A 21,358-nucleotide genomic window follows, 5' to 3' on the forward strand; every position below is an offset into this window, starting at 1 on the left:
GCCCGGGCCCGTCCGCTCACCCCCGGACGGCTCCGGGGCCGGGCGTGGGGCCGGGCGCACCGTCCCCCAGCAGCTCGGCGCGAAGCCTGTCCAGCCCCATCGGCCCCAGCTCCAGCGCCCTGCGGTGGAACGCCTTGAGGTCGAAGGCGGCGCCCTCCCGGCGGCGCGCCGCCTCCCGGGCCTCCAGCCACGCCCTCTCCCCCACCTTGTAGGCGATCGCCTGGGCCGGACGGCCGAGATAGCGGTCGATCTCGAAGGTGACGTGCCCGTCGGCCAGCGGGCCGCAGTGCGCGCGCAGGAACTCCCAGCCCAGCTCCGGAGTCCAGCGCTCGCCCTCGTGGAACCCCGTCCCCGCCGGGATCGGCAGCTCCAGGTGCATCCCGATGTCCAGCACGACCCGTGCCGCCCGCATCCGCTGCCCGTCCGCGAGCATCCCCAGATGGTGGGCGGGGTCACGGTAGTACCCCAGCTCCCCCATCAGCCGCTCGGCGTACAGCCCCCACCCCTCCACGTACCCGGGGTACAGCTCGCTGGAGACCCGCCGGAACCGGTTGAGGGTGCCGTTCAGCGTGGCCGAGCCCAGCTGGAGGTGGTGCCCGGGCACGCCCTCGTGGAACATCGTCCCCGGCACGTGCCAGGTGACGATCTCCTCCTCGGGCGCGTGCACCGTCCACCACACCGTGCCGGGACGCGAGAGGTCCTCGGCCGGCGCGAGGTAGTAGACGCCCGAGTCGGTGGGCGAGAGGCGGCATTCGAGGCGGCGCAGCGGCGCCGGGATGTCGAAGTGCACGCCGTCCAGCTCGTCGACGGCCCGGTCGGCCAGCTCCTGGATGTGGTCCAGGAACCGGGCCGCCCCGCTGATCCGGTACGCCGGGTCGGCGTCCAGCGCGGCGACCACCTCGGGCAGCGCGGCGCCGGGCCGCATCCGCCCGGCCAGCACGGCCATCTCCCGCTCGATCCGGGCCAGCTCCTCCCAGCCCCAGGCGTAGGTCTCCTCCAGATCCAGGCGCGTGCCGAGGAAGTCGCGTACGCCCAGCAGGTAGCGGTCCGGGCCCAGGGCGTCCCGCTCGTGCGCGTGCGGCGCCAGGTCCCCGGTGAGGAAGGCGGCGAAGCCGGTCAGGGCCTGGCAGGCCTCCCGTACCGGCTCCGCGAGTTCGTCCCGGCGCCCGGCCAGTCCCGACAGCCGCTCCCGTATCTCCAGGCAGGACCGGGCACTGCGCAGGACCTGCCGGCGGGCCGACACCCGCCCGTCCTGCAGGGCCCGGGTGAGGCTGGTGCGCAGCCCGTCCAGGGAACCCGGCAGCGCCGCCAGCCGGGCCCGCATCGCGCGCCAGTCGGTCCGCTCGCCCTGGTCCAGCAGCTCGAAGGCGTACCCGAGCCGTTGCACCGGCCCTTCGGTGGTGTCCAGGAAGAACTCGCCGATTCCGGCCTCGTGCGAGGCGAGCTCGGTCTCCAGCCGCTCGCGCAGCACGGCCGCGGCGATCCGGTCGGCCTCCCCCTGGCACGCCACCCCGCCGAGCGCGGCCAGGGTACGGCGGGCCAGGTCCGACCGCGCGGCCAGCCCGTCCGGGCCGAAGTCGGTGAGCGAGTCCTCCTGCCCGGCGATCCCCATCACCGCCGCCGCGCACGGGTCGAGGGCCGCGAACTCGTCCACGTAGCGGTCGGCGAGATCATCCAGTGCGGTCATGCCCCCAGGCTAGAGGCGAATGATCATCGCGGACAGGCGGTCACCGGGACTCGGCGGCCAGCCGGACGCCCAGGCCGACCAGCACCACGCCCGACAGCTGCTCCAGCCGGCGGCGCACGCCGGGACGCTCGAACACCCGCCGGGCGGCGTCCACCGCCCACACCACGACCGTGTACCAGAGCAGGTCGATCAGCGCCCACAGCACCGAGAACGCCACCAGCACCACCGGCACCGACCACCCCTCGGGGACGAACTGCGGCAGGAACGACACCGCGAACACCCCGGCCTTGGGGTTGGCGATGTTGGTGACCAGCCCGAGCCGGAAGCAGCGCCCCAGCCCTCCCCCGGCCTCCACGCCCGCCCCGCCGGCGTCGGCGGTCGCCCCGGCCCCGGACGCGGCCCCGGCCGCGGCGCTCCGGCGGGCCTGCCACAGCGCCTTGACACCGAAGTACACCAGTACGGCGGCGCCGACGATCCGCAGACCGTCGTAGGCGATCCGGGACGCCACCAGCAGCGCCGACAGGCCCAGCGCCGCCGCCAGCCCCCACAGCAGCACTCCGGCCTCGTTCCCCAGGACCGCGGCCAGGCCCGCGCGGCGTCCCGAGACCATCGACGTCCTCATGATCACGACCGTGCTCGGTCCGGGAACCAGCGCGATCAGTATCGCGGCGCCGACGAAGGCGACCAGACTCTCCAGCATCCCCTCATCCTGGAGGTGCCTCCCGCACGGCGCAACGCCGTTTCCGGCCCGCGGCCGCCCGGCCGGGCCGGCGCGCGCGGTCGCGTTCCAAGAACGGCCCGGGATCCGCCGGGCGGCGGACCAAGGGCAGGAACGAATCGGTCAAATCAGGTCGTCGCCGGGCAAGGAACACGGCCGAACCATTGCCGGACCATGACCGTCACAGCGCGCCGCCGTCGTCCCCGCCCTCCCCGTCGGACGGTCCCGGCGTGGGGGTGCCCGGCGGCGTCGGCGACGACGGCCGCGGCGACGGGGACCGGGAGGTCTCGCTCGGCGACGGCGCCGGCGGAGGCGGCACCGGCTGCGAGGGCGGATCCGGCGGCGGGGGCGGAGGCTCGCTCACCTTCGGCTGGCAGGCGAACAGCAGCAGCATCAGCAACGCCAGCAGCACCAGGATGCCCGCCAGCGTCAGCAGCGCCGCCACCAGCCCCCGCTCGGAACGTTCCGGAACGGGCGGCGCGTACCGGGGCGGCTCCGGCGGCCCCTCCAGCGCCGGCTCCCCCGCGCCCAGCCAGTACGGCTGGAACTGCGGGCCGCGGCGCCGGCCCGGCCGGCGGCCCCGGAACGAGCCGGCCATCGTCACCGAGTCGAGGAACCGCTCCGCGCCCGCCCGCTCGGCCTGGTCGGCGTCATAGGACGTGGCCACCCACGGCGCCGGGCCCTCGGGCTGCGCCGCCACCACCGGCGCCGGCTCCCCCGGCGCGGGGTCCGGGAACCGGCCGACGCCGGGCAGCTCCGCGTTGATCGCGGCCCGGAACCGGTCCCGGGCGGCGGCGTCGCCGGCCGCGCCGCGGTTGAGCACCGCGACGCTCGCGCGCCGCCCGGAGTCGTCCACGCCGAGATACACGATCCCGGCCGAGGTCTCCGACAGCCGCGCGGACAGCCGGTAGGGCCCCAGCCGGACGGGGTCACCGGGTGGCAGCGGCCTGGACATGGCGGCAAGACTACAGCCGCCCGGGACAGGGAAGGTTCGCGCCACGGGTACGGCCGTCCCGCGCGAATGGGTACAAGTGATCGCGTAGGGTCGGAATGCCCGTCGCGGCACCGGAGGACAGTGAGGGACATCCAGATGACCGTCGCAGCGCAGGACGTCGACCAGGCCGCGGCCGTGCTCCAGCACGCCGTGGCCGAGGTCAAGAAGGTCATCGTCGGCCAGGAGCACATGGTCGAGCGCATGGTCGTCGCGCTGCTGGCCAAGGGGCACTGCCTCATCGAGGGCGTCCCCGGCGTCGCCAAGACCCTGGCCGTGGGCACCCTGGCCCAGGTCGTCGGCGGCACCTTCGCCCGCCTGCAGTTCACCCCCGACCTGGTGCCCTCCGACATCGTCGGCACCCGCATCTACCACCCCTCCACCGAGCAGTTCGACGTCGAGCTCGGCCCGGTGTTCGTCAACTTCGTCCTCGCCGACGAGATCAACCGGGCGCCCGCCAAGGTCCAGTCGGCGCTGCTGGAGGTCATGGCCGAACGGCAGGTCTCCCTCGGCGGCAACACCTATCCGCTGCCGCGCCCGTTCATCGTCCTGGCCACCCAGAACCCGATCGAGTCCGAGGGCGTCTACCCGCTGCCCGAGGCCCAGCGCGACCGGTTCCTGATGAAGATCGACGTCCGCTACCCCGGCGCCCACGAGGAGCTGCAGATCCTGCAGCGCATGAGCGTGGACCCGCCCGAGGCCGAGCCCGTCCTGGACACCGGGCGGCTGGCCTCCCTGCAGCGCGCCGCCGAGGAGGTCTCGGTCCACGAGCTGGTCGCCGACTACATCGTCCGGCTCGTCATGGCCACCCGCGAGCCCGAGCAGTACCGGCTGCCCGACCTGCGCCAGGTCATCGAGATCGGCGCCAGCCCCCGCGCCACCCTCGGCCTGGTCTCGGCCGCCCGCGCCCTCGCCCTGCTCAGCGGGCGCGACTACGTGCTCCCCGACGACGTGCGCGCCGTCGCCCGCGACGTCATGGCGCACCGCGTGGTCCTGACCTTCGACGCCCTCGCCGACGGCGTCGACACCGGTGAGGTCGTCGCCCAGATCCTGGCCGCGGTCCCCCCGCCCCGCGTGGTCTGGAACCACGGGACGGTGACCGCCCCGTGACGCCCGCCCCGGGCCCGGCACGCCGCACCCGCGGCGCCAGGCTCGCCGACCTGGCGCCCGAACGCACGCTGCGGCGGCTGGAGCTCACCGTCACCCGCCGCCTGGACGGCCTGCTCAACGGCGAGCACCTGGGCCTGCTGCCCGGCCCCGGCACCGAACTGGCCGAGGCCCGCGTCTACCAGCCCGGCGAGGACGACGTCCGGCACATGGACTGGGCCGTCACCGCCCGCACCACCACCCCCCACGTCCGCGACCTGATCGCCGACCACGAGCTGGAGGCGTGGGCCCTGATGGACCTCACCCCCAGCATGGACTTCGGCACCGGCACCATGGTCAAACGCGACCTCGCCGTCGCCGCCCTGGCCGCCGTCGGGTTCCTCACCGTACGGCTGGGCGACCGCGTCGGCGCCTACCTCCTCCAGCCCGGCGGGATGCGCCGCTGGCCCGCCCGCACCGGCAAGGCCGCCATGTACGCGCTGCTGGAGGGCGTCCTGGACGCCGCGCCCGGCCCCGCCGGTGACGGCACCGGCCCCCGGACGGGCACGCCTCGTCCCACCAGGGACCGCGCGGGCACGACCGAGGGCGACACGCCCGCCGGCACCCGCTCCTTCGGCGCCCGCCCGCTGGCCGGCCGCCCCGGCGGCCTCGCCGAGGGAATCTCCGCCCTGGACCGCGGCCAGACCCGCCGCGGCCTCCGCGTGATCATCTCCGACTTCCTCCCGCCCGCCGGCGACCCCTCCGGCGCCCCCGGCCCCGACGGCGGCCCCGACGGCGACCTCGCGTGGGAGCGCCCGCTGCGCCGCCTGGCCGCACGCCACCAGGTCCTGGCCGTGGAGATCATCGACCCGCGCGAGCTGGACCTGCCCGATGTCGGACTGGTGGAGATGACCGATCCCGAGACCGGAGCCGTGCACGAGATCGTCCTGAACCGCCGCGTCCGCGAACGCTACGCCGCCGCCGCAGCGGCGCAGCGCGAGCGCACCCGCGCCGGCCTGCGCCGCTGCGGCGCCCACCACCTGGTCCTGCGGACCGACCGGGACTGGGTCGCCGACGTCGCCCGCTTCGCCCTGCGCCAGCGCCGCGCCGCCGGCCGGGCCATCGCCGCGCCGGGGGTGCGCACATGACCTTCCTGTCGCCCGAGCGGCTGTGGCTGCTCATCCTGCTTCCGATGATGGTGGCCCTCTACGTGGCGCTGCAGATGCGCCGCCGCCAGTACGCGGTCCGCTTCACCAACCTCGCCCTGCTCTCCCAGGTCGCGCCCAAGCGCCCGGGTTGGCGGCGGCACGTGGCCGCGGGGCTGTTCCTGGCGATGATGCTGATCATGCTGATCGGGTTCGCCCGGCCCGCCACCGGCGTCAAGGTCCCGCGCGACCGCGCCACCGTGATGGTCGCCGTGGACGTGTCGCTGTCGATGATGGCCAAGGACGTGGCCCCCAACCGGTTCGAGGCCGCCAAGGACGCCGCCAAGAAGTTCATCCGCGACCTGCCCGGCCGCTTCAACGTCGGCGTGGTCTCCTTCGCCGGCAACGCCAACCTGGTCGCCGCGCCGTCCGCCGACCGGCAGGCGGCGATCGCCTCCATCGACCAGCTCGTGCTGGCCAAGCGCACCGCCATCGGCGAGGCCGTGTTCACCTCCCTGCAGGCCGTCCGCTCGTTCGACGCCCAGGCCAGCCAGGACCCGCCGCCCGCCCACATCGTGCTGCTGTCGGACGGTGACAACACCACCGGCCGGTCGGTCACCGAGGCCATCGACGCCGGCCGCACCGCGCACATCCCGGTGTCCACCATCGCCTTCGGCACCCCCTACGGCACGGTCGACATCGAGGGCGAGACCACCAGCGTCTCGGTCAACAAGGAGACCCTGCGCACCCTCGCCGAGGGCAGCGGCGGCAAGGCCTACGAGGCCGCCGACGGCGGGCAGCTGTCGGAGGTCTACTCCAGCATCGGCAGCTCGCTCGGCTTCAAGATCGAGCACCGCGACATCGCGGCGCGCTTCACCGGCATCGCGCTGCTGCTCGCCCTGGCCGCGGGAGGCGCATCGCTGGCCTGGTTCTCCCGCCTGCCCTGACCGCGCCCTCGCATCACCCCGTATCGGCGCTGGGCCGTGTCGCCCCTGGACCGTATCGACCCTGGGAACGGCGCCGCCACGGCCCGGACGCTGATACGGTCGGCCGACGTGGGGGAACATTACTTCGCGAACCGGCCCGAGACGGCCAGCAGACCGCGCACGGTCGATCTCGTCCTGCCCGATCTGCACCTGCGCCTGGAGACCGACCGCGGGATGTTCTCACCCGACCGCGTCGACCCGGGCACCCGCGTCCTGCTGGAGAGCGTCCCCCCTCCCCCGGCCACCGGCACCCTGCTCGACCTGGGCTGCGGGTACGGGCCGATCGCGCTGACCATGGCACACCGTTCCCCCGGCGCGACCGTGTACGGGGTGGACGTGAACGAACGCGCTCTGGACCTGGCCCGGCGGAACGCCACGACCGCGGGCCTTGACAATGTAAGGTTCGGCTTGGCGGAGGAGATCGACCCCGCGCTCCGCTTCGACGCGATCTGGTCCAACCCCCCGATCCGCATCGGCAAGGCCGCCCTGCACGACCTGCTGCTGGCCTGGCTCCCCCGCCTCACCCCCGGCGGCGTGGCCCACCTGGTCGTCCAGAAGCACCTCGGGTCCGACTCCCTGCAGCGCTGGCTGAACGAGCGGGGCCACCCCACCGAGCGTCTCACCTCCAGGTCCGCCTACCGCGTCCTGGCCGTCTCCGCCCGCCCTCGAGCCCGTACCGGAAGTGACACCGCATGAGCACCGCGCAGGGACACGCGCGCAAGCAGCTGCGCCCCACCGACGTCAAGCGCCTCAACCGGGACTGGCGCCGGCGGACCGACGCGCGCCTGGGGCTGCTGGTGGAGTCGGTCACCCAGCCGTTCAACATGGGCTCGATCATCCGCAGCGCCGCGGTGTTCGGCGTGGAGCGCCTGTGGCTGGCCGGGAACGCCACCGAGCCCTCCCACCGCAACGTCGCCAAGACCGCGCTCGGCACCGAGCGGCTGGTGCCCTGGGAGCACGCGGGCACGCCCGAGGCCGCCGCGGCGGCGATCCGCGCGCAGGGCCTGCGGCTGGTGGCGATCGAGCTGACCGGCGACGCGGCGCCGCTGCACGAGGCGCCGCTGGAGGGGGACGTGTGCCTGGCCGTCGGCGGCGAGGACCACGGCTGCTCCCCCGCCCTGCTGGCCGCCGCCGACGCGGTCGCCTACATCCCGCAGATCGGCCGGGTGGGCTCGCTCAACGTCGCCGTCGCCGCCGCCATCGCCCTGGCCGAGGCCCGCCGGCGCGAATGGGCCCGCTGACCCCGGCCCCCTTGGCCCCCTTGAGCCCCTTGGCCCCCTCGGCCCCCTACCGGGCGCCCCCCGCCATCAGCGCCGCGAACTCCTCCAGGGAGATCTTGCCGTCGCGGTTGGCGTCGGCGTCGACCATCACCTCGACCGCGCGGACGTCGCCGATCTCGCGGCCCAGCGCGCGCATCACGTTCTTCAGCTCCGCGGTCGAGATGTAGCCGTCGCCGTCCACGTCCACCATCTCGAAGGTGGCCCGGTACTCCTCGGGGTCGGTCATCGGTGTGCCGCCTCTCCTCATGTCGTGTGGCGACAGGACGGTAGCACCGGCGGGCGGCCATAATCGGATGAGTGCGCCCCAGATACGAATTCCTGGATCACGACGCTCCCCTACCGTTCGCGCACCGCGGTGGCGCCGGGGGACGCCCGGAGAACTCGATGGCCGCCTTCCAGCGCGCCGTCGACCTGGGCTACCGCTACCTGGAGACCGACGCCCACGCCACCGCCGACGGGGTGGTGATCGCCTTCCACGACCGCACCCTCGACCGTGTCACCGACCGCACCGGGACGATCGCCCGGCTGCCCTACGACGAGGTCGCCAAGGCCCGGATCGAGGGGACCGAGCCCATCCCCCGCCTGGAGGACGTCCTCGGGTCGTTCCCCCAGGCCCGGCTCAACATCGACCTGAAGGACGCGCCGGTCATCGGCCCCCTGGCGGAGGTGCTCCACCGCACCAAGGCGTGGAACCGCGTCTGCATCACCTCGTTCTCGACCCGCAGGCTCGCGCAGATGCGCGCACGCCTGCCGCTGTACACCGACCAGGACGTGTGCATGGCCCTCGGCCCCCGCGGCGTGATGGCCCTGCGCGCCAAGTCCTACGGAGGCCCCACCGCCAAGCTCGTCCGCCTCGCCGCGACGGGCGTGGCGTGCGCGCAGGTCCCCTACGGGCTGGGGCGGTTGCCGTTCGTCACCGAGGCGTTCCTCGCCCAGGCCCACGAGCTGGGCCTGCAGGTGCACGCCTGGACCGTCAACGACCCCGCCGAGATGGGACGCCTGCTCGACCTGGGGATCGACGGCATCATGACCGACGAGCTGATCACCCTGCGGCGGATCATGAACGAGCGCGGGCTGTGGCGCGGCCAGGGGCCCGGCGGCGGATGACGGCCGCCGCCCGGCTCGCCGGGCGGGCCGCGCCGGGCCGGCGGCTCAGCGGCCGAAACCGGGTGGCCTGGACGGCCCGCCCGGACGGTACTCCGCCGCGATCCGCAGCGGCATGTGCTGGGGCGAGGGCCGTTCCTCCACCGGGGCGGGGTGCCCCGCCTGCGTGAGGTCGATCCGGCCCGCCCGCAGGCTCTCCAGCAACTCCAGGTCCTCCGCGGACACCAGCGCCGCCATGACCTTGCCGCGCCGGGTGAGCGCGACGCGCTCGCCCGTGTAGGCGACACGGTTCACCAGATCCGCGAACTCCTTGCGCGCCTCCGTCACCGGTTTCTCCACGCTGTTCATCTTACGGCGAACTCCCTTGGCCCTCCTCCGGCGGCGGCTGTACGCTCCGTACACGTACAGAGTGTACGTTACGTACAGATGATCGGGAGGGCTCATGCCGGAGGGACTCGTCCGGGCAGGACTCATGGGGGAACAGCCGAGGCCCGGACCGCCGGAGCGCCGGCCGGAGACCTACGTCGGGAGGTCGCGCTCGGCGGTCGCCGCACTGGAGCCGATGGCCGCCGAGGGACTGTTCCAGCGGCTGCTGGCCCAGCGGATCGTCTTCCTCGGAACGGAGATCGACGACCAGGTCGCCAACCGGATCTGCGGGGAACTGCTGCTGCTGTCCGCGCAGGACGGGCGGCGCGACATCACGCTCTACATCAACTCCCCCGGCGGCGTGGTCGACGCCGGGATGGCGATCTACGACATGATGCAGTTCGTGCCCAACGACGTCTCCACCGTCGCCATGGGCCTGGCCGCCTCCATGGGGCAGACCCTGCTGTGCGCGGGCGCGCCCGGCAAGCGGTACGCGCTGCGGCACGCCCGGGTCATGATGCACCAGCCGCACGGCGGCATCGGCGGCACCGCCTCCGACATCAAGATCCAGGCCGAGCAGTCGCTCTACCTCAAGACCGTGCTGGCCGAGCGGCACGCCTTCCACACCGGCCGGCCGCTGGAGCAGATCCAGGCCGACTCCGACCGGGACCGCTGGTTCACCGCCGAGGAGGCCAGGGAGTACGGATTCGTCGACCACGTCATCGAGGCCACCGACCGGGTGGGGTCCTGATGTACGAGCGCGCGCGGGCCGAGAGCCGCTACATCATGCCCTCGTTCGTCGAGCGGACCTCCTGGGGCACCAAGGAGATGACGCCGTACAACAAGCTCTTCGAGGACCGCATCGTCTTCCTCGGGGCTCCGGTCGACGACACCTCCGCCAACGACGTCACCGCCCAGCTGCTGGCGCTGGAGGGGATGGACCCCGACCGGCCCATCAGCCTCTACATCAACTCGCCGGGCGGGTCGCTGACGGCGATGCTGGCCATCCACGACACGATGGCCTACATCCGCCCGGAGATCGAGACCACCTGCATCGGGCAGGCGGCCTCGGCCGCCGCGATCCTGCTGGCCGCCGGCTCCCGGGGCCGCCGGGCCGCGCTGTCGCGCTCGCGGATCCTGCTGCACGAGCCGAGCGTGGGCGAGGCCGTCCGGGGACAGTCCAGCGATCTGGAGATCCAGGCCCGGGAGATCCTGCGGCTGCGCGAGCAGACGGAACGGATCGTGGCCGAGGCGACCGGGCGCGACCCCGCCCAGGTCCGCCGGGACCTGGACCGGGAGCGGTACTTCACCGCCGAGGAGGCCAAGGAGTACGGGCTGATCGACGAGGTCCTCACCACGCGGGTCTAGGGCGGGCCGCCACCGCTAATTCGCTTGGGCGGGCGCGCCCCCTCGGCCATCATGTCGGGAATGAGACTTCGGCTCGCGGGGGGCGTGGTGGCGGCCCCGGACCAGGCCGCCTGGCTGCCCGCGCCCCGGTCCCCGGCGCGGGTGGCCGCGGAGGGGGACGCCCGGCCCGGCGCGGCCGTCGCGCTGGGACCGGCGGACGCCGGCGGCGAGCAGGTCCGGGCGGCGGTCACCGGGCTGCGCCGCCTGGTCGAGGCCGGCGGGGAGGTCGCGGCCGGCGCCGGGGTCGACCTGGGCGGCGGCTTCCGGTCGGCGCGGCTGGCGGGGGCCCGGGGCGACCAGCGCGACGCCGTGCTGGCCGCCCTCACCGTCCTCGGCGTCGAGGGCGCCGGCCGGCTGGGCGACCGCGCCGGTTTCCTGGTCGCCCTCTTCGGACCGGCGGTGACCAGGCGGGTCGGCGCGGCGGCGGCCCGCGCGATCTCCGAGGGCCGGTGGGCCGCCGTCCACCTCGCCTCGGCCGCCAGCGACCTGCTGGGCCCCGAGCAGCTCGAACGGATCCTCGAACTGGAGGCGCCCGGCGACGCCGGCCTCTTCACCGGCGCCCGCCCGTCGGTGCTGGCCGCGAACCTGGGCCGCGTGCTGGAGCCCCTCCCCCGGCCCCGGCGCGCCGCGCTGCTGCTCGACCTGTGGGAACGGGTCGCCGGGCGGCACGCCTGGCAGGCACGGAGGGAGGGGCTCCTGGCCACCCAGGCCCGCCGGAGCCGCTTGGACGACCTGCGCGACCGCCACGACCGCCACGAGGACGACCTGCTCCTGCGCCTCCTGCGCACCGATCTGGGCTCGGACGACCCGCCGCTGGCCGCCGCCGCGCGCTGGATCCCGCCCGACCACTACTGGTACGGCCTCCTGAACCGGCTGCTTCAGGACGCCCTCGCCGCCACCGCGCTGCTGCACGCCGCGGTGGAGGTCCACGACCACGGCCCGGAGGAGGGCCTGGCCCGCGCCTCGGCGATCATCGGTGCCGCCGACGCGGAGCTGCCGGACGGCGCCGCCGCCGACGCGGCGCGGTACGTGCCGGGGCTGACCGGGCTGCCCGCACGCCCCGGCGTCCACATCCGCGATCTGCACCGCGTCCTGACCGGCGCCGGGACCGGACGGTCCCGGGAGACGACGGCGGCGGCCGTCCGCAGGCACCTGGCCCATGCCCGCGACCACGCCGCCCTGGCCATCGAGAGGATCGGGTGGCTGCTGAACGGGAGGGAGGACGTCCCCGAGCACGTCCTGCGCGAGTGGACCTCCTCGGACCTGCGCCCCTGGCGCGAGCGCACCGGGCACGGCCCGGCCGGCCCGCCCGAGGGATGGGCCGGCCTCTCCTGGTGGAGCGACCGGCTGGGCACGGCAGGCCCGCAGGACACGCGGGCAGCGGAGGCAGCGGAGGCAGCGGAGACGGACGCCCCGGCCGAGGTGGAGAGGGCCGGGGAGCTGCTGTGGTGCGTGGATCTGGTGAACGCGCTCGCCCGGCTGCACGGCCACGACGCCGCCGAGCCCGAGCGCCGGGTCGGCACCCCGTGGCTCGACCACGACCCGCCGCTCGGAGACGACGAGCCGCTGGCACCGCGGTTCGGCTCCCTCGCCGGCGCCGTCTCGGGCGCCGCGCAGCTGGCCGAACTCGGCGGCGTCCCGGCACGGGGCGCGCGGACCTGGACGGAACTGGTCGAGAGCCTGCGCGCCGGCACCCGGATCGCCGAGGCGCTGTCGGGGGAGTTCGCGGTCCCGGCGCCGCTCGCCGCGCTCGACGGAACGGTGGTCCCCGGCACCGGCGCCCGGTTCGTGGTGGCGCGCAGTGCCCGCGTACTGGCCGAGTGGTCCGAGTACATGGGCAACTGCATCGCCGGAGCCCACTACGTCGGCGACGCCACCGCGGGCAGGTGCGTCCTGGCCGCCCTGTGCGACGGCGAGGGCCGGGTCCTCGTCAACGTGGAACTGGTGCCGGCCCGGCCCGCCCGCGGCTGGCGGATCAACGAGATCGCCGGGCGGTTCAACGAGTCTCCCGACCCGCGGCTGGCGCGCCCGTTGCGCGGCTGGGTCGCCACGATCCCCCAGACCGAGGCCGACGACGACCCTGACCTCGAGCCGCCCGCGCCCGAGGAGGTCCCGCCCTCCAGGACGGCCCGCCGGCCCGCGCGCCCCCGCCCGCTCCAGGCCGCCGGACCTGTGCTCGAGCGGCTCGCCGAACGGGAGTGGAACGCCCGTGTCCGCGGCGAGACGGCCGCCGTGCTCACCGCCCTCGCCGGAACCCGGTCCGGGCCCGGGGGCGGCTCCGGGAGCGGCTCGGCGTCCCGTCGCGGCGTTCACAGGCCGGGGGCCGCGGACCCCGCCGCGGCGGTGACCCGCCTGCGCCGTCTGGGGCCGCTACAGCTGGCCGGCGCCTGCCGGAACGCCCTCGCCCAGGGGCCCGTCGATCTGGTGGACCTGTGGGCGCTGACCGAGGTCCGCCCGCTGGAGGCGGCGATCGCGGCGCTGGATCCCGCGCTGCCCACCCGGTACGCGCAGCTCACCCGGCTCACCGGAGCCGAGCCGCCGCCACCGTCGCTGCGCCCTCTCACCAGGCTGCCCCGGGTGGCGCCGTCGTACTCGATGGGCGTGGTGGCGCGGCGGATGCGCGCGGCGGTCGGGCGGCTGGCCCTGGACGGCGACCCCGTCCTCGCCCGCGCCCTGACCCGCCGCCCGGCGGTCCCGCCGCTGTGCGCGCTGGCCGTCCTGGTCACGTGCCGCGCTCCCGCGCTCGCCCTCGCCCCGGTCGCGCCGCCGCGCGCCGTCAGCGTCCCGGGTTTCCCGGCGACCGCGCTGAACGATCCGGACGGTCCCTGGCAGCGCGCCCTGCCCGCGGCGCGGGAACTGGGCGCCGACACCTCCGTGTTCTGGGAGCGGATCGCCGCGGACGGCCTGCGCGTCCCTGCGGAGTGGCTGGCGGCGGGCGGCTGGGGCAGGCTCTGGTCCCGGGCCCACGCCGCCGGCCGCACCTGACCGCCCGGGCCCGCCGGAGCCCGTTCCTCGCCGTCCTCACGCCTCTCACCTGCGCCGGTGCCGGCGGCACCGGCCGCGGGCGAAAGGACGCTCGGCGACGGCGGAGTGAACGGTGTTCGGCCCGCGCGTTTCCCGCGGGCTCGGAACGGACGTCCCGGAGCAGGGTTGGATCCCCCCGGGCGGGGGAATCTTGTGACGGTATCCAGCGTTGGTCAGGACGAGAACGCAAGCCGTCTGGGAGGCACGTGACGATGGCCGAGCGCGCACTTCGCGGCACCCGACTCGGAGCGACGAGCTACGAGAACGATCGCAACACCGATCTGGCCCCACGCCAGGAAGTGGACTATACCTGCACCAAGGGCCACCGGTTCACCGTGACGCTCGCGGCCGAGGCCGAGGTGCCGATGACCTGGGAATGCCGTAGCTGCGGGGCGACCGCCCTGCGGGTCGACGGCGAACTGCCCCAAACCAAGAAGGGCAAGCCGCCGCGCACCCACTGGGACATGCTCATGGAACGCCGGACGCTGGAGGACCTGGAGGAGGTCCTGGCCGAACGCCTGGAGATCCTCCGGGCCGGCCGCCGGAAGACCGCCTGACCGAACCCGAACCTGGATCCACCACCCACCCACCTACCACGCGAACGGCGACGGCGGGCCGCGGCCTGAGTGCCGCCCCGCCGGGCCGTTCACCCCCGAATCGCGTGAACCGCGTGAATCGGGGGCGGCCATCGAGCGAGCCCGCGCATCCCTCAGGGGAGCGCGGGCTCGATGTCGTTCGTCACTTGCCCCGGTCGTTCGTCACTTGCCCTGGCGGCCCTGCCGGAGGGAACGGTCACCGCCGGACGCCGTCCCGGACTCGTCGGGCTCCTGGCGGTCCTCGGCGTCGTGGACGACCTCTCCCTGCACCACGCGCCCGCCGGGCCCGCCCGCGGCGCCGCGGGCGCCCGTGCCGTGCGGGTCGAAGGGGCCGCCGCCGAAGCCGCCCAGGCCGCCCATCCCCTGACCGCCGGGCGGGAACAGCGATCCGCGGGCCTCGGCCTTGCGCAGCCGGCGCGCCCCGTAGGCGGCCAGCAGGCGGCGCACCACCGGCCGGGTGAACGGCAGGACGAACAGCAGCCCCACCGCGTCGGACACGAACCCCGGGGCCAGCATCAGCAGCCCGCCCAGGAGCACCATCGCGGACCCGGACAGCTCGCGGTCGGGCACCGTGCCGTCGCGGACGGCCTCGTTCAGCACCCGCCAGGCGCGGCGGCCCTCACGCCGGGTGATCCAGGCGCCCAGCGCGCTGGTGCCCAGGATGAGAGCGAGCGTCCACCAGCCGCCGATGGCCCCCGCGACCTGGATGATCACAAAGATCTCCAGGACGGGCGTCAGCAGGAGCGCGAAGAACAGAACGAGTGCCGGCATGGCTCCATTTCCGGGTCCGGTGAAACGGCTTCTGCTCATTTCAACGCCGGGAGCGCCGGGAACGTTTCCGCCCGTCCCCGCGGCGGGCCCGTTCAGCGGCGGGGCTGGCGCAGGCGCGCGACCCGGTCGGCCAGGCCCCACCGGGTCACCCGCAACGCGGCCTCGGCGAGGACGTCCCGGCTCATCTTGCTGGTCCCCTGGGTGCGCTCGACGAACGTGATCGGCACCTCGACGACCCGCAGCCCCTCGCGCAGCGCCCGCAGCGCCAGGTCGACCTGGAAGCAGTACCCGCGCGAGTCCACGTCGTCCAGGCCGATCTTGTCCAGGGTGGCGGCGCGGAACGCGCGGAAGCCGCCGGTGGCGTCGTGCAGCGGCAGGCTCAGCATCAGCCTGGCGTAGGTGTTGGCGCCGCGGGAGAGCACCTCCCGCGACATGGGCCAGTTGTGCACCGTGCCGCCCGGGATCCAGCGGGCGCCGATCACCAGGTCGGCGTCCTGCAGCGCGGTCAGCAGCCGGGGCAGCTCCTCGGGCTGGTGGGAGCCGTCGGCGTCCATCTCGACCATGACGTCGTAGCCGCGCTCGGCGGCCCACCGGAAGCCGGCGATGTAGGCCGGGCCCAGCCCTTCCTTGCCGGCCCGGTGCAGCACGCGGACCTGGTCGTCGGCGGCGGCCAGCGCGTCGGCCAGATCCCCCGTGCCGTCGGGGCTGGCGTCGTCCACCACCAGGACGTCGACCGTCGGCGCGGCCTCGCGCACCCGGCCCACGATGCCCTCGATGTTGTCCCGCTCGTTGTAGGTCGGGATGATCACGAGTACCCGGCCCAGGTCGGCTGGGATCTCCATCGGCGTCAATTCCCCTCGTTCCTCCTGCCGGTGAACCACGCGGCCCAGCCGGCCGCCCCCACGGCCAGCGCCGCCAGCGCCCATTCCGGAACGGCGCCGGCCCGGTCGGCGAGCGTCCGCGCGGTGCGCGCCGGGACCGAGGCCACCTGGATGTCGGGCACGAACTCCCCGGACCGGTCGATCATGCGGCCGTCGGGCGCCACGATCGCGCTGATGCCGCTGGTCGCCGCCACCAGGATCGTACGGCCATGCTCCACCGCGCGCAGCCGGGACATCGCGATCTGCTGCGGCGGCAGGCTGGTCCTGCCGTAGGTGGCGTTGTTGGTCTGCACGACCAGCAGCTCGCCGCGGGCGGCGTCGCGCACCTCGCCGTCGTAGGCGACCTCGAAGCAGATCACGTCGCCGATGGTCGCCGGGCCCAGCCGCATGACCGGGGACCGGGTGCCGTGGGCGAAGTCGCGCGGGATGCGCTCGAACCGGGTGATCAGGCGGGTGAGGATGTCGCGGAACGGCAGGTACTCGCCGAACGGGACGGGGTGCCGCTTGACGTAGTAGTCGCCCGGCCCGCTCGCCGGGTCCCACACGATCCCGCGGTTCTCCACCTTCCGGCCGTCGGGGGTGTCGGTCAGCGCGCCGACCAGCACCGGGACGCCGATCTCCTTGACCGCGGCGTCGATCGCGTTGTAGGCCTCCGGCTCGGCGTACGGGTCGAGGTCGCTGGCGTTCTCGGGCCACACGACGAGTTCGGGCCGGGGCACCTGCCCGGCCCGGACCTGGGCGGCCAGTTCGCGGGTGCGGCGCAGGTGGTTGTCGAGCACGGCCTTGCGCTGGCTGTTGAAGTCCATGCCGAGGCGGGGCACGTTGCCCTGGATGACGGCGACGGTGACCGGGCGCCCGGCGGTCGGCTCGGGGATCAGCAGCCCGCCGCCGATGAGGGCGGCCACGGCCGCCAGCACGAGCGCCAGGGGCCTGGCCGAGGCGCGCAGGAGCGGGACCGGCGCGATCGCGGGGCGGTCTCCCGTCCGTCCGCTCGCCGCGGGGACGCCGCCGGCCGTATCGCCGTCGGTGGTCCGGCTCTCGCCCTGTCCGGCGGGGTCAGCGCCGCCCCTTGGGGCCTGCGGGTCCTGGGCGTCCTGCGAGTCCCGGGGGCCTGCCGGGAGGGCCGCCGTGCGCCGCCGCGCCCGGAGCAGGACGACCGCGCCGTAGGCCAGCAGGCCGCCGATCAGCGCGGTCACGAAGGTGACCAGCGGCGCGCCGCCGACCGACGCGTAGGTCGTGAGGGGCGTGGCGGTCTGGCTGAAGGCCAGCCGGGCCCAGGGGAAGCCGCCGAACGGGACGCGGCCTCGCATCAGTTCCTCGGCGACCCACAGCGCCGCCGTCCAGACCGGCCAGGCGGGCAGGCGCGTCACCAGGGCCGTGCCCGCGCCCAGCGGGATGAAGTAGAGCGCCTGGACCACGGCCAGCAGCATCCAGGCGTCGGGGCCGATCTTGACCAGTCCCTGCAGGACCGGGACGAAGAAGGTCACGCCGCTCAGGAAGCCCAGCCAGGCGCCGGTACGGGCGGGCAGCCCGTGCAGCGCCACGGTCAGCATGGCCACCCCGACGAAGATCAGCGGGGTCAGGTCGGCGGGCGGGAAGGCCAGCCACATGGCCGCGCCCGCGGCGAGGGCGAGCAGGGTGCGCGGCCATCCGGCGCGCCCGCCCCGGCGCAGGCCGGCGCGGCGGCTGCCGCCCGCCCTCCCGGCCGGTACGCCGCCCGGTACGGCCGCCGGCGGCCGTTCCGGCAGGATCTCCTGGGCCACTTCCGCTCCTGTCCCCGTCTTCCCCGTCACGGTCCACGGCGGGCGTTCCTCCGCGCGCGTGAGCCGTTCTCCGGAACGCTACCGGGCCGGGGCCGCCACGGCGACCCGCGGCGGCCGAAGCCGGGCCGGAACCGGAGGGAAGGGGCGGGCGGTGCCAGAGGTGGCGGATGCCGCCCGCGACGGCGTCGTGCCGGCGGTGGCACGGTGGCCGCGGGGCCGGGGTCCACGGAAGAGGGCCCGTGACATCCCTCGGGCCGGAGCCGCCCCACAGGCGGTGAGAACGATGCTCCGTTTTCTACTGGATGTCCGGGCCCTTTCCGGGTCCAAGCCCCGCCCGATCGGGCGGCTCCGCTCTGGCGCGGCCCGCCGGTCACCACCCCTGGCTCGGACGGGCGTCGGGTGCTCCGCCGTCGATCCCGTCGTGGCGCGGCCCGGTGGCGCCCTGAGCGGCCGATCGGTGAGTCCTGTGCTGGACTGCAGCAAAACTACCGAAGTCCCCGGCCTTGTCAACCGCCGCGCGGTGCGCGACGGCCCCGCGTTCCGCCAGCACATCCCCCGGGATCGGTACACCGCCGGGAAACACCGCGGGTCACGGCGGCCTCAGTGGTCACATACCGGAAGGTCATGATCCCACATGCCGGACACGTGGGGTCTCATCCCGTGACGGGTCCGGGGACCACCACGGTCCCGGTGGCGGTGGCCGCCACGATCGGCTCGTCCAGCACCTCGGCCGCCGACTCCCCCTTGTCGGGACGTCCCCGGCACACCACCCGCGCCTCGAACGCCATCACCCGGCTGCGGCGGCCCACGCGGGTGACCGTCGCGGTGGCCTCCACCACGTCCCCGGCCCGGACCGGGGCGCGGAACTGGACGTCGGAGTAGGAGGCGAACAGGCCCTCGTCCCCGTCGGCGCGGATGCTCGCCTCGGTGGCGACGTCCCCGAACATGGCCAGCAGGTACGCGCCGTCCACGAGGTTCCCCGCGTAGTGGGCGTGCGAGTAGGGGACGTAGCGCCGGTGGGTGACGGTGAGGCCCTCGCGCGGGTCGCTCATGTGGGTTCCTCCGTGTCGTCGGTGGACGGGCCGTCGCCGGTGGACGGGCCGGGGGGCGGATCGGCGGGCAGCAGGGCGTGCACGATGAAGCTGGCGACCTCGGCGGGAGTGGTGCCCTTGCCGAAGACGCGGTCCACGCCGAGGTCCTCGGCGGTGACGGTGTCGAAGCGGGGCCCGCCCACCACCAGCAGCGGCCGTCCCATGCCGGCGGCGACGGCGGTGGGGTACTCGGCGTGGAAGGCGGACGCCATCTGCTTGGTGTTGTGCAGGTGGGCGTTCCTCTGGGTGACGACCTGGGAGACCAGGACGGCGTCGGCGTTCTCGGCCTTGGCCCGTTCGACGAGTTCCTCCACGGTGACCTGGGCGCCCATGTTGACCACCTGGATCTCGCGGTAGTACTCCAGGCCCTTCTCGCCCGCGAAGCCCTTGACGTTGAGGATCGCGTCGATGCCCACGGTGTGGGCGTCGGTGCCGATGCAGGCGCCGACCACGACCAGCCTCCGGTTCAGGCCCCGGCGGATCGCCAGGTTGACCTCCTTGGAGGACAGCAGGGGGTACTCCCGCCCCTCGGGCACGGGGATCCCCGCGTAGTCGATGAGGTGGCCGACCCGGCCGTACACGATGAAGAAGGTGAAGTCGGGCCCCATCGGCTTGGAGTGCACCACGCTGGCCGGGTCCAGGCCCATCTTCCCGGCGAGCTGGAGGGCGGCGGCGTCGGCGCGCTTTCCCGCGGGGACGGGCAGGGTGAACGACACCTGGACCATGCCGTCGCCGGTGGTGTCGCCGTAGGGGCGGATGACCTGGCGGGTGTCGGCGGGCTCGGCGGGGGCCTGGGCGCGCGTGCCGCCGGCGGGGGTCGCGCGGGTCATGCGGGCACCTCCTCTTCGGCGTGGACGGCGTGGGGGTCCTCGTCGTCCAGGATCTCGATGGCGGGGTTGAAGTACCCGTCGGCGCGGGGCACGACGCCCTCCAGGCCCTTCCCGGCGTCGGGCGGGCGCCGGGTGACCCCGAAGGTGCCCTCGGCGATCGCGGTGAGCAGCCCGTCGCGCTCGACGCGCTCCAGCAGCTCCACCGACTCGCCCAGCACCCGACGGGCCCGCTCGGCGACGAAGCCGCCCGGGCGGGGGACGAAGTCCTCGGCGAGCCCGCCGCAGGCGTCGCGGACGTAGCGGACGTTCTCCAGGGCCAGGTCGCGGTCCGACAGCCACGGGGTGTGGATGCCCTCGGTCATCATCCCGATCAGGATGATCGACTGGCCGGTCATCACCCCGGCCAGGTTGAAGAAGGCGTCCAGCAGGTAGCCGGCGAAGATGTTGCCGGTCATGTGCTTGGTGGGCGGCATGTACTTCAGCGGCGCGCCGGGGAACAGCTCGCGCACCAGCTGGGCGTGCGCCAGCTCCAGCCGGAAGGAGTCGGGCAGCGACGGGTCGATCTCGAAGGCGTGGCCGAGCCCGAGCTGGGCGTCCGCCAGCCCGGCCTCGTGCCCGAACCGCTCGTTGAGCAGCTGGCTGACGATCACCGTGTGCGCGGCGTCGACCGCGTCGGCGGTGGTGAGGTAGTTGTCCTCGCCGGTGTTGATGACGATGCCGGCGCGGGCGTGCACCTGCCGGGAGAAGCGCTGGTCGATGAACGTGCGGCGGGGGTTGATGTCGCGGAAGATGATCCCGTACATGCAGTCGTTGAGCATCATGTCCAGGCGTTCGAGCCCGGCCAGCGCCGCGATCTCGGGCATGCACAGCCCGGAGGCGTAGTTGGTCAGCCGTACGTACCGGCCCAGTTCCCGGGACACGTCGTCGAGGGCGGCGCGCATGAGCCGGAAGTTCTCCTGCGTGGCGTAGGTGCCCGCGTAGCCCTCGCGGGTGGCGCCCTCGGGGACGAAGTCCAGCAGCGACTGCCCGGTGGAGCGGATCACCGCGACCACGTCGGCGCCCTCCCGGGCGGCGGCCTGGGCCTGCGGGATGTCCTCGTAGATGTCGCCGGTCGCCACGATCAGGTAGATCCACGGCTGGGGCGGGTCGCCGACCTCGGCGAGCATCCGGTCCCGTTCCGCGCGCCGCCGGTCGATCCGGGCGATGCCCGAGCGGGCCGCGCGGCGGGCCGCCTCGCGGGCCTCGCGCGCGTCCGCGTCCCGGGGCAGCCGGAAGGCGGCCTCGCCCCGGGCCGCCGCCCGCGCGAGGTCGCCGGGCGACCGGTACGGGCCGCGCAGCAGCGCGTCCCACACCGGCAGGGCCACGCCGTGCTCGAGCCCGACCTGGTCGCGGACCGCGTCGGCCAGGTGGTTGACCCACGGCCTGCCGTCGGCGTCGGCGCCGGCGAGGCCGGCGATCCTCAGCAGCGCCCGTTCCACCGAGACGGTGGTGTGGGTCCGGGCCATCTCGATCACCGGTTCGGCGGCGCGGGCGGCCAGGGCCCGGGCCTTGCGCACCATCACCGGATCGAGATCGAGTTTCCCCTGCGGCGCCATTGCCGCCTCCCCTCACGCTCGACCATCACCGAATTTC

21 protein-coding genes are annotated in these 21,358 nt (G+C 74.7%); 10 read left to right on the forward strand and 11 right to left on the reverse strand.

The window, feature by feature from the left end; genetic code table 11:
* Positions 1–16 precede the first annotated feature (16 nt).
* The 3 genes from IW256_RS19360 to IW256_RS19370 all read right to left on the reverse strand — a co-directional run bounded on the left by IW256_RS19360 (position 17) and on the right by IW256_RS19370 (position 3,360).
* Positions 17–1,687: a DUF885 domain-containing protein gene (locus IW256_RS19360; protein WP_197012322.1), complete on the reverse strand. Its 1,671-nt coding sequence runs from the start codon at positions 1,685–1,687 to the stop codon at positions 17–19.
* Positions 1,688–1,727: 40 nt separating this feature from the next.
* The gene (locus tag IW256_RS19365) at positions 1,728–2,387 is read right to left on the reverse strand and encodes a LysE family translocator (protein ID WP_197012323.1); all 660 of its coding nucleotides are present in this window, start codon (positions 2,385–2,387) and stop codon (positions 1,728–1,730) included.
* Between the two features lie 199 nt (positions 2,388–2,586).
* Positions 2,587–3,360, reverse strand: coding sequence for a hypothetical protein (locus IW256_RS19370; RefSeq protein WP_197012324.1), 774 nt, complete (start codon positions 3,358–3,360; stop codon positions 2,587–2,589).
* A 135-nt stretch (positions 3,361–3,495) separates the two neighbouring features.
* On the opposite strand from IW256_RS19370, the gene IW256_RS19375 reads away from it, so the two are divergent.
* The 5 genes from IW256_RS19375 to IW256_RS19395 all read left to right on the forward strand — a co-directional run bounded on the left by IW256_RS19375 (position 3,496) and on the right by IW256_RS19395 (position 7,854).
* Positions 3,496–4,506 (forward strand): AAA family ATPase, encoded by a 1,011-nt coding sequence (locus IW256_RS19375; protein WP_197012325.1) that lies wholly within the window; start codon positions 3,496–3,498, stop codon positions 4,504–4,506.
* Complete coding sequence (locus IW256_RS19380) at positions 4,503–5,630, forward strand: DUF58 domain-containing protein (protein ID WP_420535413.1); 1,128 nt, start codon at positions 4,503–4,505, stop codon at positions 5,628–5,630. Before IW256_RS19375 ends, IW256_RS19380 begins: the two co-directional genes overlap by 4 nt.
* Positions 5,627–6,574: a VWA domain-containing protein gene (locus IW256_RS19385; RefSeq protein ID WP_197012326.1), complete on the forward strand. Its 948-nt coding sequence runs from the start codon at positions 5,627–5,629 to the stop codon at positions 6,572–6,574. The genes IW256_RS19380 and IW256_RS19385 overlap by 4 nt, the downstream gene beginning before the upstream one ends.
* A 108-nt stretch (positions 6,575–6,682) precedes the next feature.
* Positions 6,683–7,309 carry a class I SAM-dependent methyltransferase gene (locus IW256_RS19390; protein ID WP_197012327.1) on the forward strand — a complete coding sequence of 209 codons (627 nt, stop codon included), beginning with the start codon at positions 6,683–6,685 and terminating at the stop codon, positions 7,307–7,309.
* A complete protein-coding gene (locus IW256_RS19395) occupies positions 7,306–7,854 on the forward strand; it encodes a TrmH family RNA methyltransferase (RefSeq protein ID WP_197012328.1) in 549 nt (182 codons plus the stop codon). The genes IW256_RS19390 and IW256_RS19395 overlap by 4 nt, the downstream gene beginning before the upstream one ends.
* A 46-nt stretch (positions 7,855–7,900) precedes the next feature.
* On the opposite strand, the gene IW256_RS19400 is transcribed toward IW256_RS19395, so the two are convergent.
* Positions 7,901–8,209, reverse strand: a complete 309-nt coding sequence (locus tag IW256_RS19400) for an EF-hand domain-containing protein (RefSeq protein WP_307829397.1) — start codon at positions 8,207–8,209, stop codon at positions 7,901–7,903.
* On the opposite strand from IW256_RS19400, the gene IW256_RS19405 reads away from it, so the two are divergent.
* A complete protein-coding gene (locus IW256_RS19405; protein WP_197012330.1) occupies positions 8,191–9,000 on the forward strand; it encodes a glycerophosphodiester phosphodiesterase family protein in 810 nt (269 codons plus the stop codon). The two genes, IW256_RS19400 and IW256_RS19405, sit on opposite strands and share 19 nt — an antisense overlap.
* 45 nt (positions 9,001–9,045) lie before the next feature.
* Here IW256_RS19405 and IW256_RS19410 read toward each other — a convergent pair whose 3' ends face one another.
* Positions 9,046–9,336, reverse strand: coding sequence for a type II toxin-antitoxin system Phd/YefM family antitoxin (locus tag IW256_RS19410; RefSeq protein ID WP_197012331.1), 291 nt, complete (start codon positions 9,334–9,336; stop codon positions 9,046–9,048).
* Between the two features lie 223 nt (positions 9,337–9,559).
* On the opposite strand from IW256_RS19410, the gene IW256_RS19415 reads away from it, so the two are divergent.
* The 4 genes from IW256_RS19415 to IW256_RS19430 all read left to right on the forward strand — a co-directional run bounded on the left by IW256_RS19415 (position 9,560) and on the right by IW256_RS19430 (position 14,351).
* On the forward strand, positions 9,560–10,114 hold the full coding sequence (locus tag IW256_RS19415; RefSeq protein ID WP_197016417.1) for a ClpP family protease: 555 nt from the start codon (positions 9,560–9,562) through the stop codon (positions 10,112–10,114).
* Positions 10,114–10,731, forward strand: a complete 618-nt coding sequence (locus IW256_RS19420) for an ATP-dependent Clp protease proteolytic subunit (protein ID WP_197012332.1) — start codon at positions 10,114–10,116, stop codon at positions 10,729–10,731. The genes IW256_RS19415 and IW256_RS19420 overlap by 1 nt, the downstream gene beginning before the upstream one ends.
* Positions 10,732–10,791: 60 nt before the next feature.
* Complete coding sequence (locus tag IW256_RS19425) at positions 10,792–13,755, forward strand: hypothetical protein (protein WP_197012333.1); 2,964 nt, start codon at positions 10,792–10,794, stop codon at positions 13,753–13,755.
* Positions 13,756–14,006: 251 nt separating this feature from the next.
* Entirely contained in the window at positions 14,007–14,351 is a 345-nt protein-coding gene (locus tag IW256_RS19430; protein WP_197016418.1) for an RNA polymerase-binding protein RbpA, read from the forward strand.
* Positions 14,352–14,552: 201 nt separating this feature from the next.
* Here the strand turns inward: IW256_RS19430 and IW256_RS19435 are convergent, their stop codons facing one another.
* The 6 genes from IW256_RS19435 to kamD all read right to left on the reverse strand — a co-directional run bounded on the left by IW256_RS19435 (position 14,553) and on the right by kamD (position 21,321).
* A complete protein-coding gene (locus IW256_RS19435; protein WP_197012334.1) occupies positions 14,553–15,161 on the reverse strand; it encodes an FxsA family protein in 609 nt (202 codons plus the stop codon).
* A gap of 92 nt (positions 15,162–15,253) precedes the next feature.
* Positions 15,254–16,003: a polyprenol monophosphomannose synthase gene (locus IW256_RS19440; RefSeq protein WP_197012335.1), complete on the reverse strand. Its 750-nt coding sequence runs from the start codon at positions 16,001–16,003 to the stop codon at positions 15,254–15,256.
* A gap of 5 nt (positions 16,004–16,008) precedes the next feature.
* Complete coding sequence (gene lnt, locus IW256_RS41275) at positions 16,009–17,805, reverse strand: apolipoprotein N-acyltransferase (RefSeq protein ID WP_307828965.1); 1,797 nt, start codon at positions 17,803–17,805, stop codon at positions 16,009–16,011.
* Between the two features lie 653 nt (positions 17,806–18,458).
* On the reverse strand, positions 18,459–18,857 hold the full coding sequence (gene kal, locus IW256_RS19450; RefSeq protein ID WP_197012336.1) for a 3-aminobutyryl-CoA ammonia lyase: 399 nt from the start codon (positions 18,855–18,857) through the stop codon (positions 18,459–18,461).
* The gene (gene kamE / locus IW256_RS19455) at positions 18,854–19,726 is read right to left on the reverse strand and encodes a lysine 5,6-aminomutase subunit beta (protein ID WP_197012337.1); all 873 of its coding nucleotides are present in this window, start codon (positions 19,724–19,726) and stop codon (positions 18,854–18,856) included. Before kamE ends, kal begins: the two co-directional genes overlap by 4 nt.
* A complete protein-coding gene (gene kamD, locus IW256_RS19460; RefSeq protein WP_197012338.1) occupies positions 19,723–21,321 on the reverse strand; it encodes a lysine 5,6-aminomutase subunit alpha in 1,599 nt (532 codons plus the stop codon). The genes kamE and kamD overlap by 4 nt, the downstream gene beginning before the upstream one ends.
* Between the last annotated feature and the right edge of the window lie 37 nt (positions 21,322–21,358).

It is taken from the genome of Actinomadura viridis (genome assembly GCF_015751755.1).
GTDB classification, from domain to species: Bacteria; Actinomycetota; Actinomycetes; order Streptosporangiales; family Streptosporangiaceae; genus Spirillospora; species Spirillospora viridis.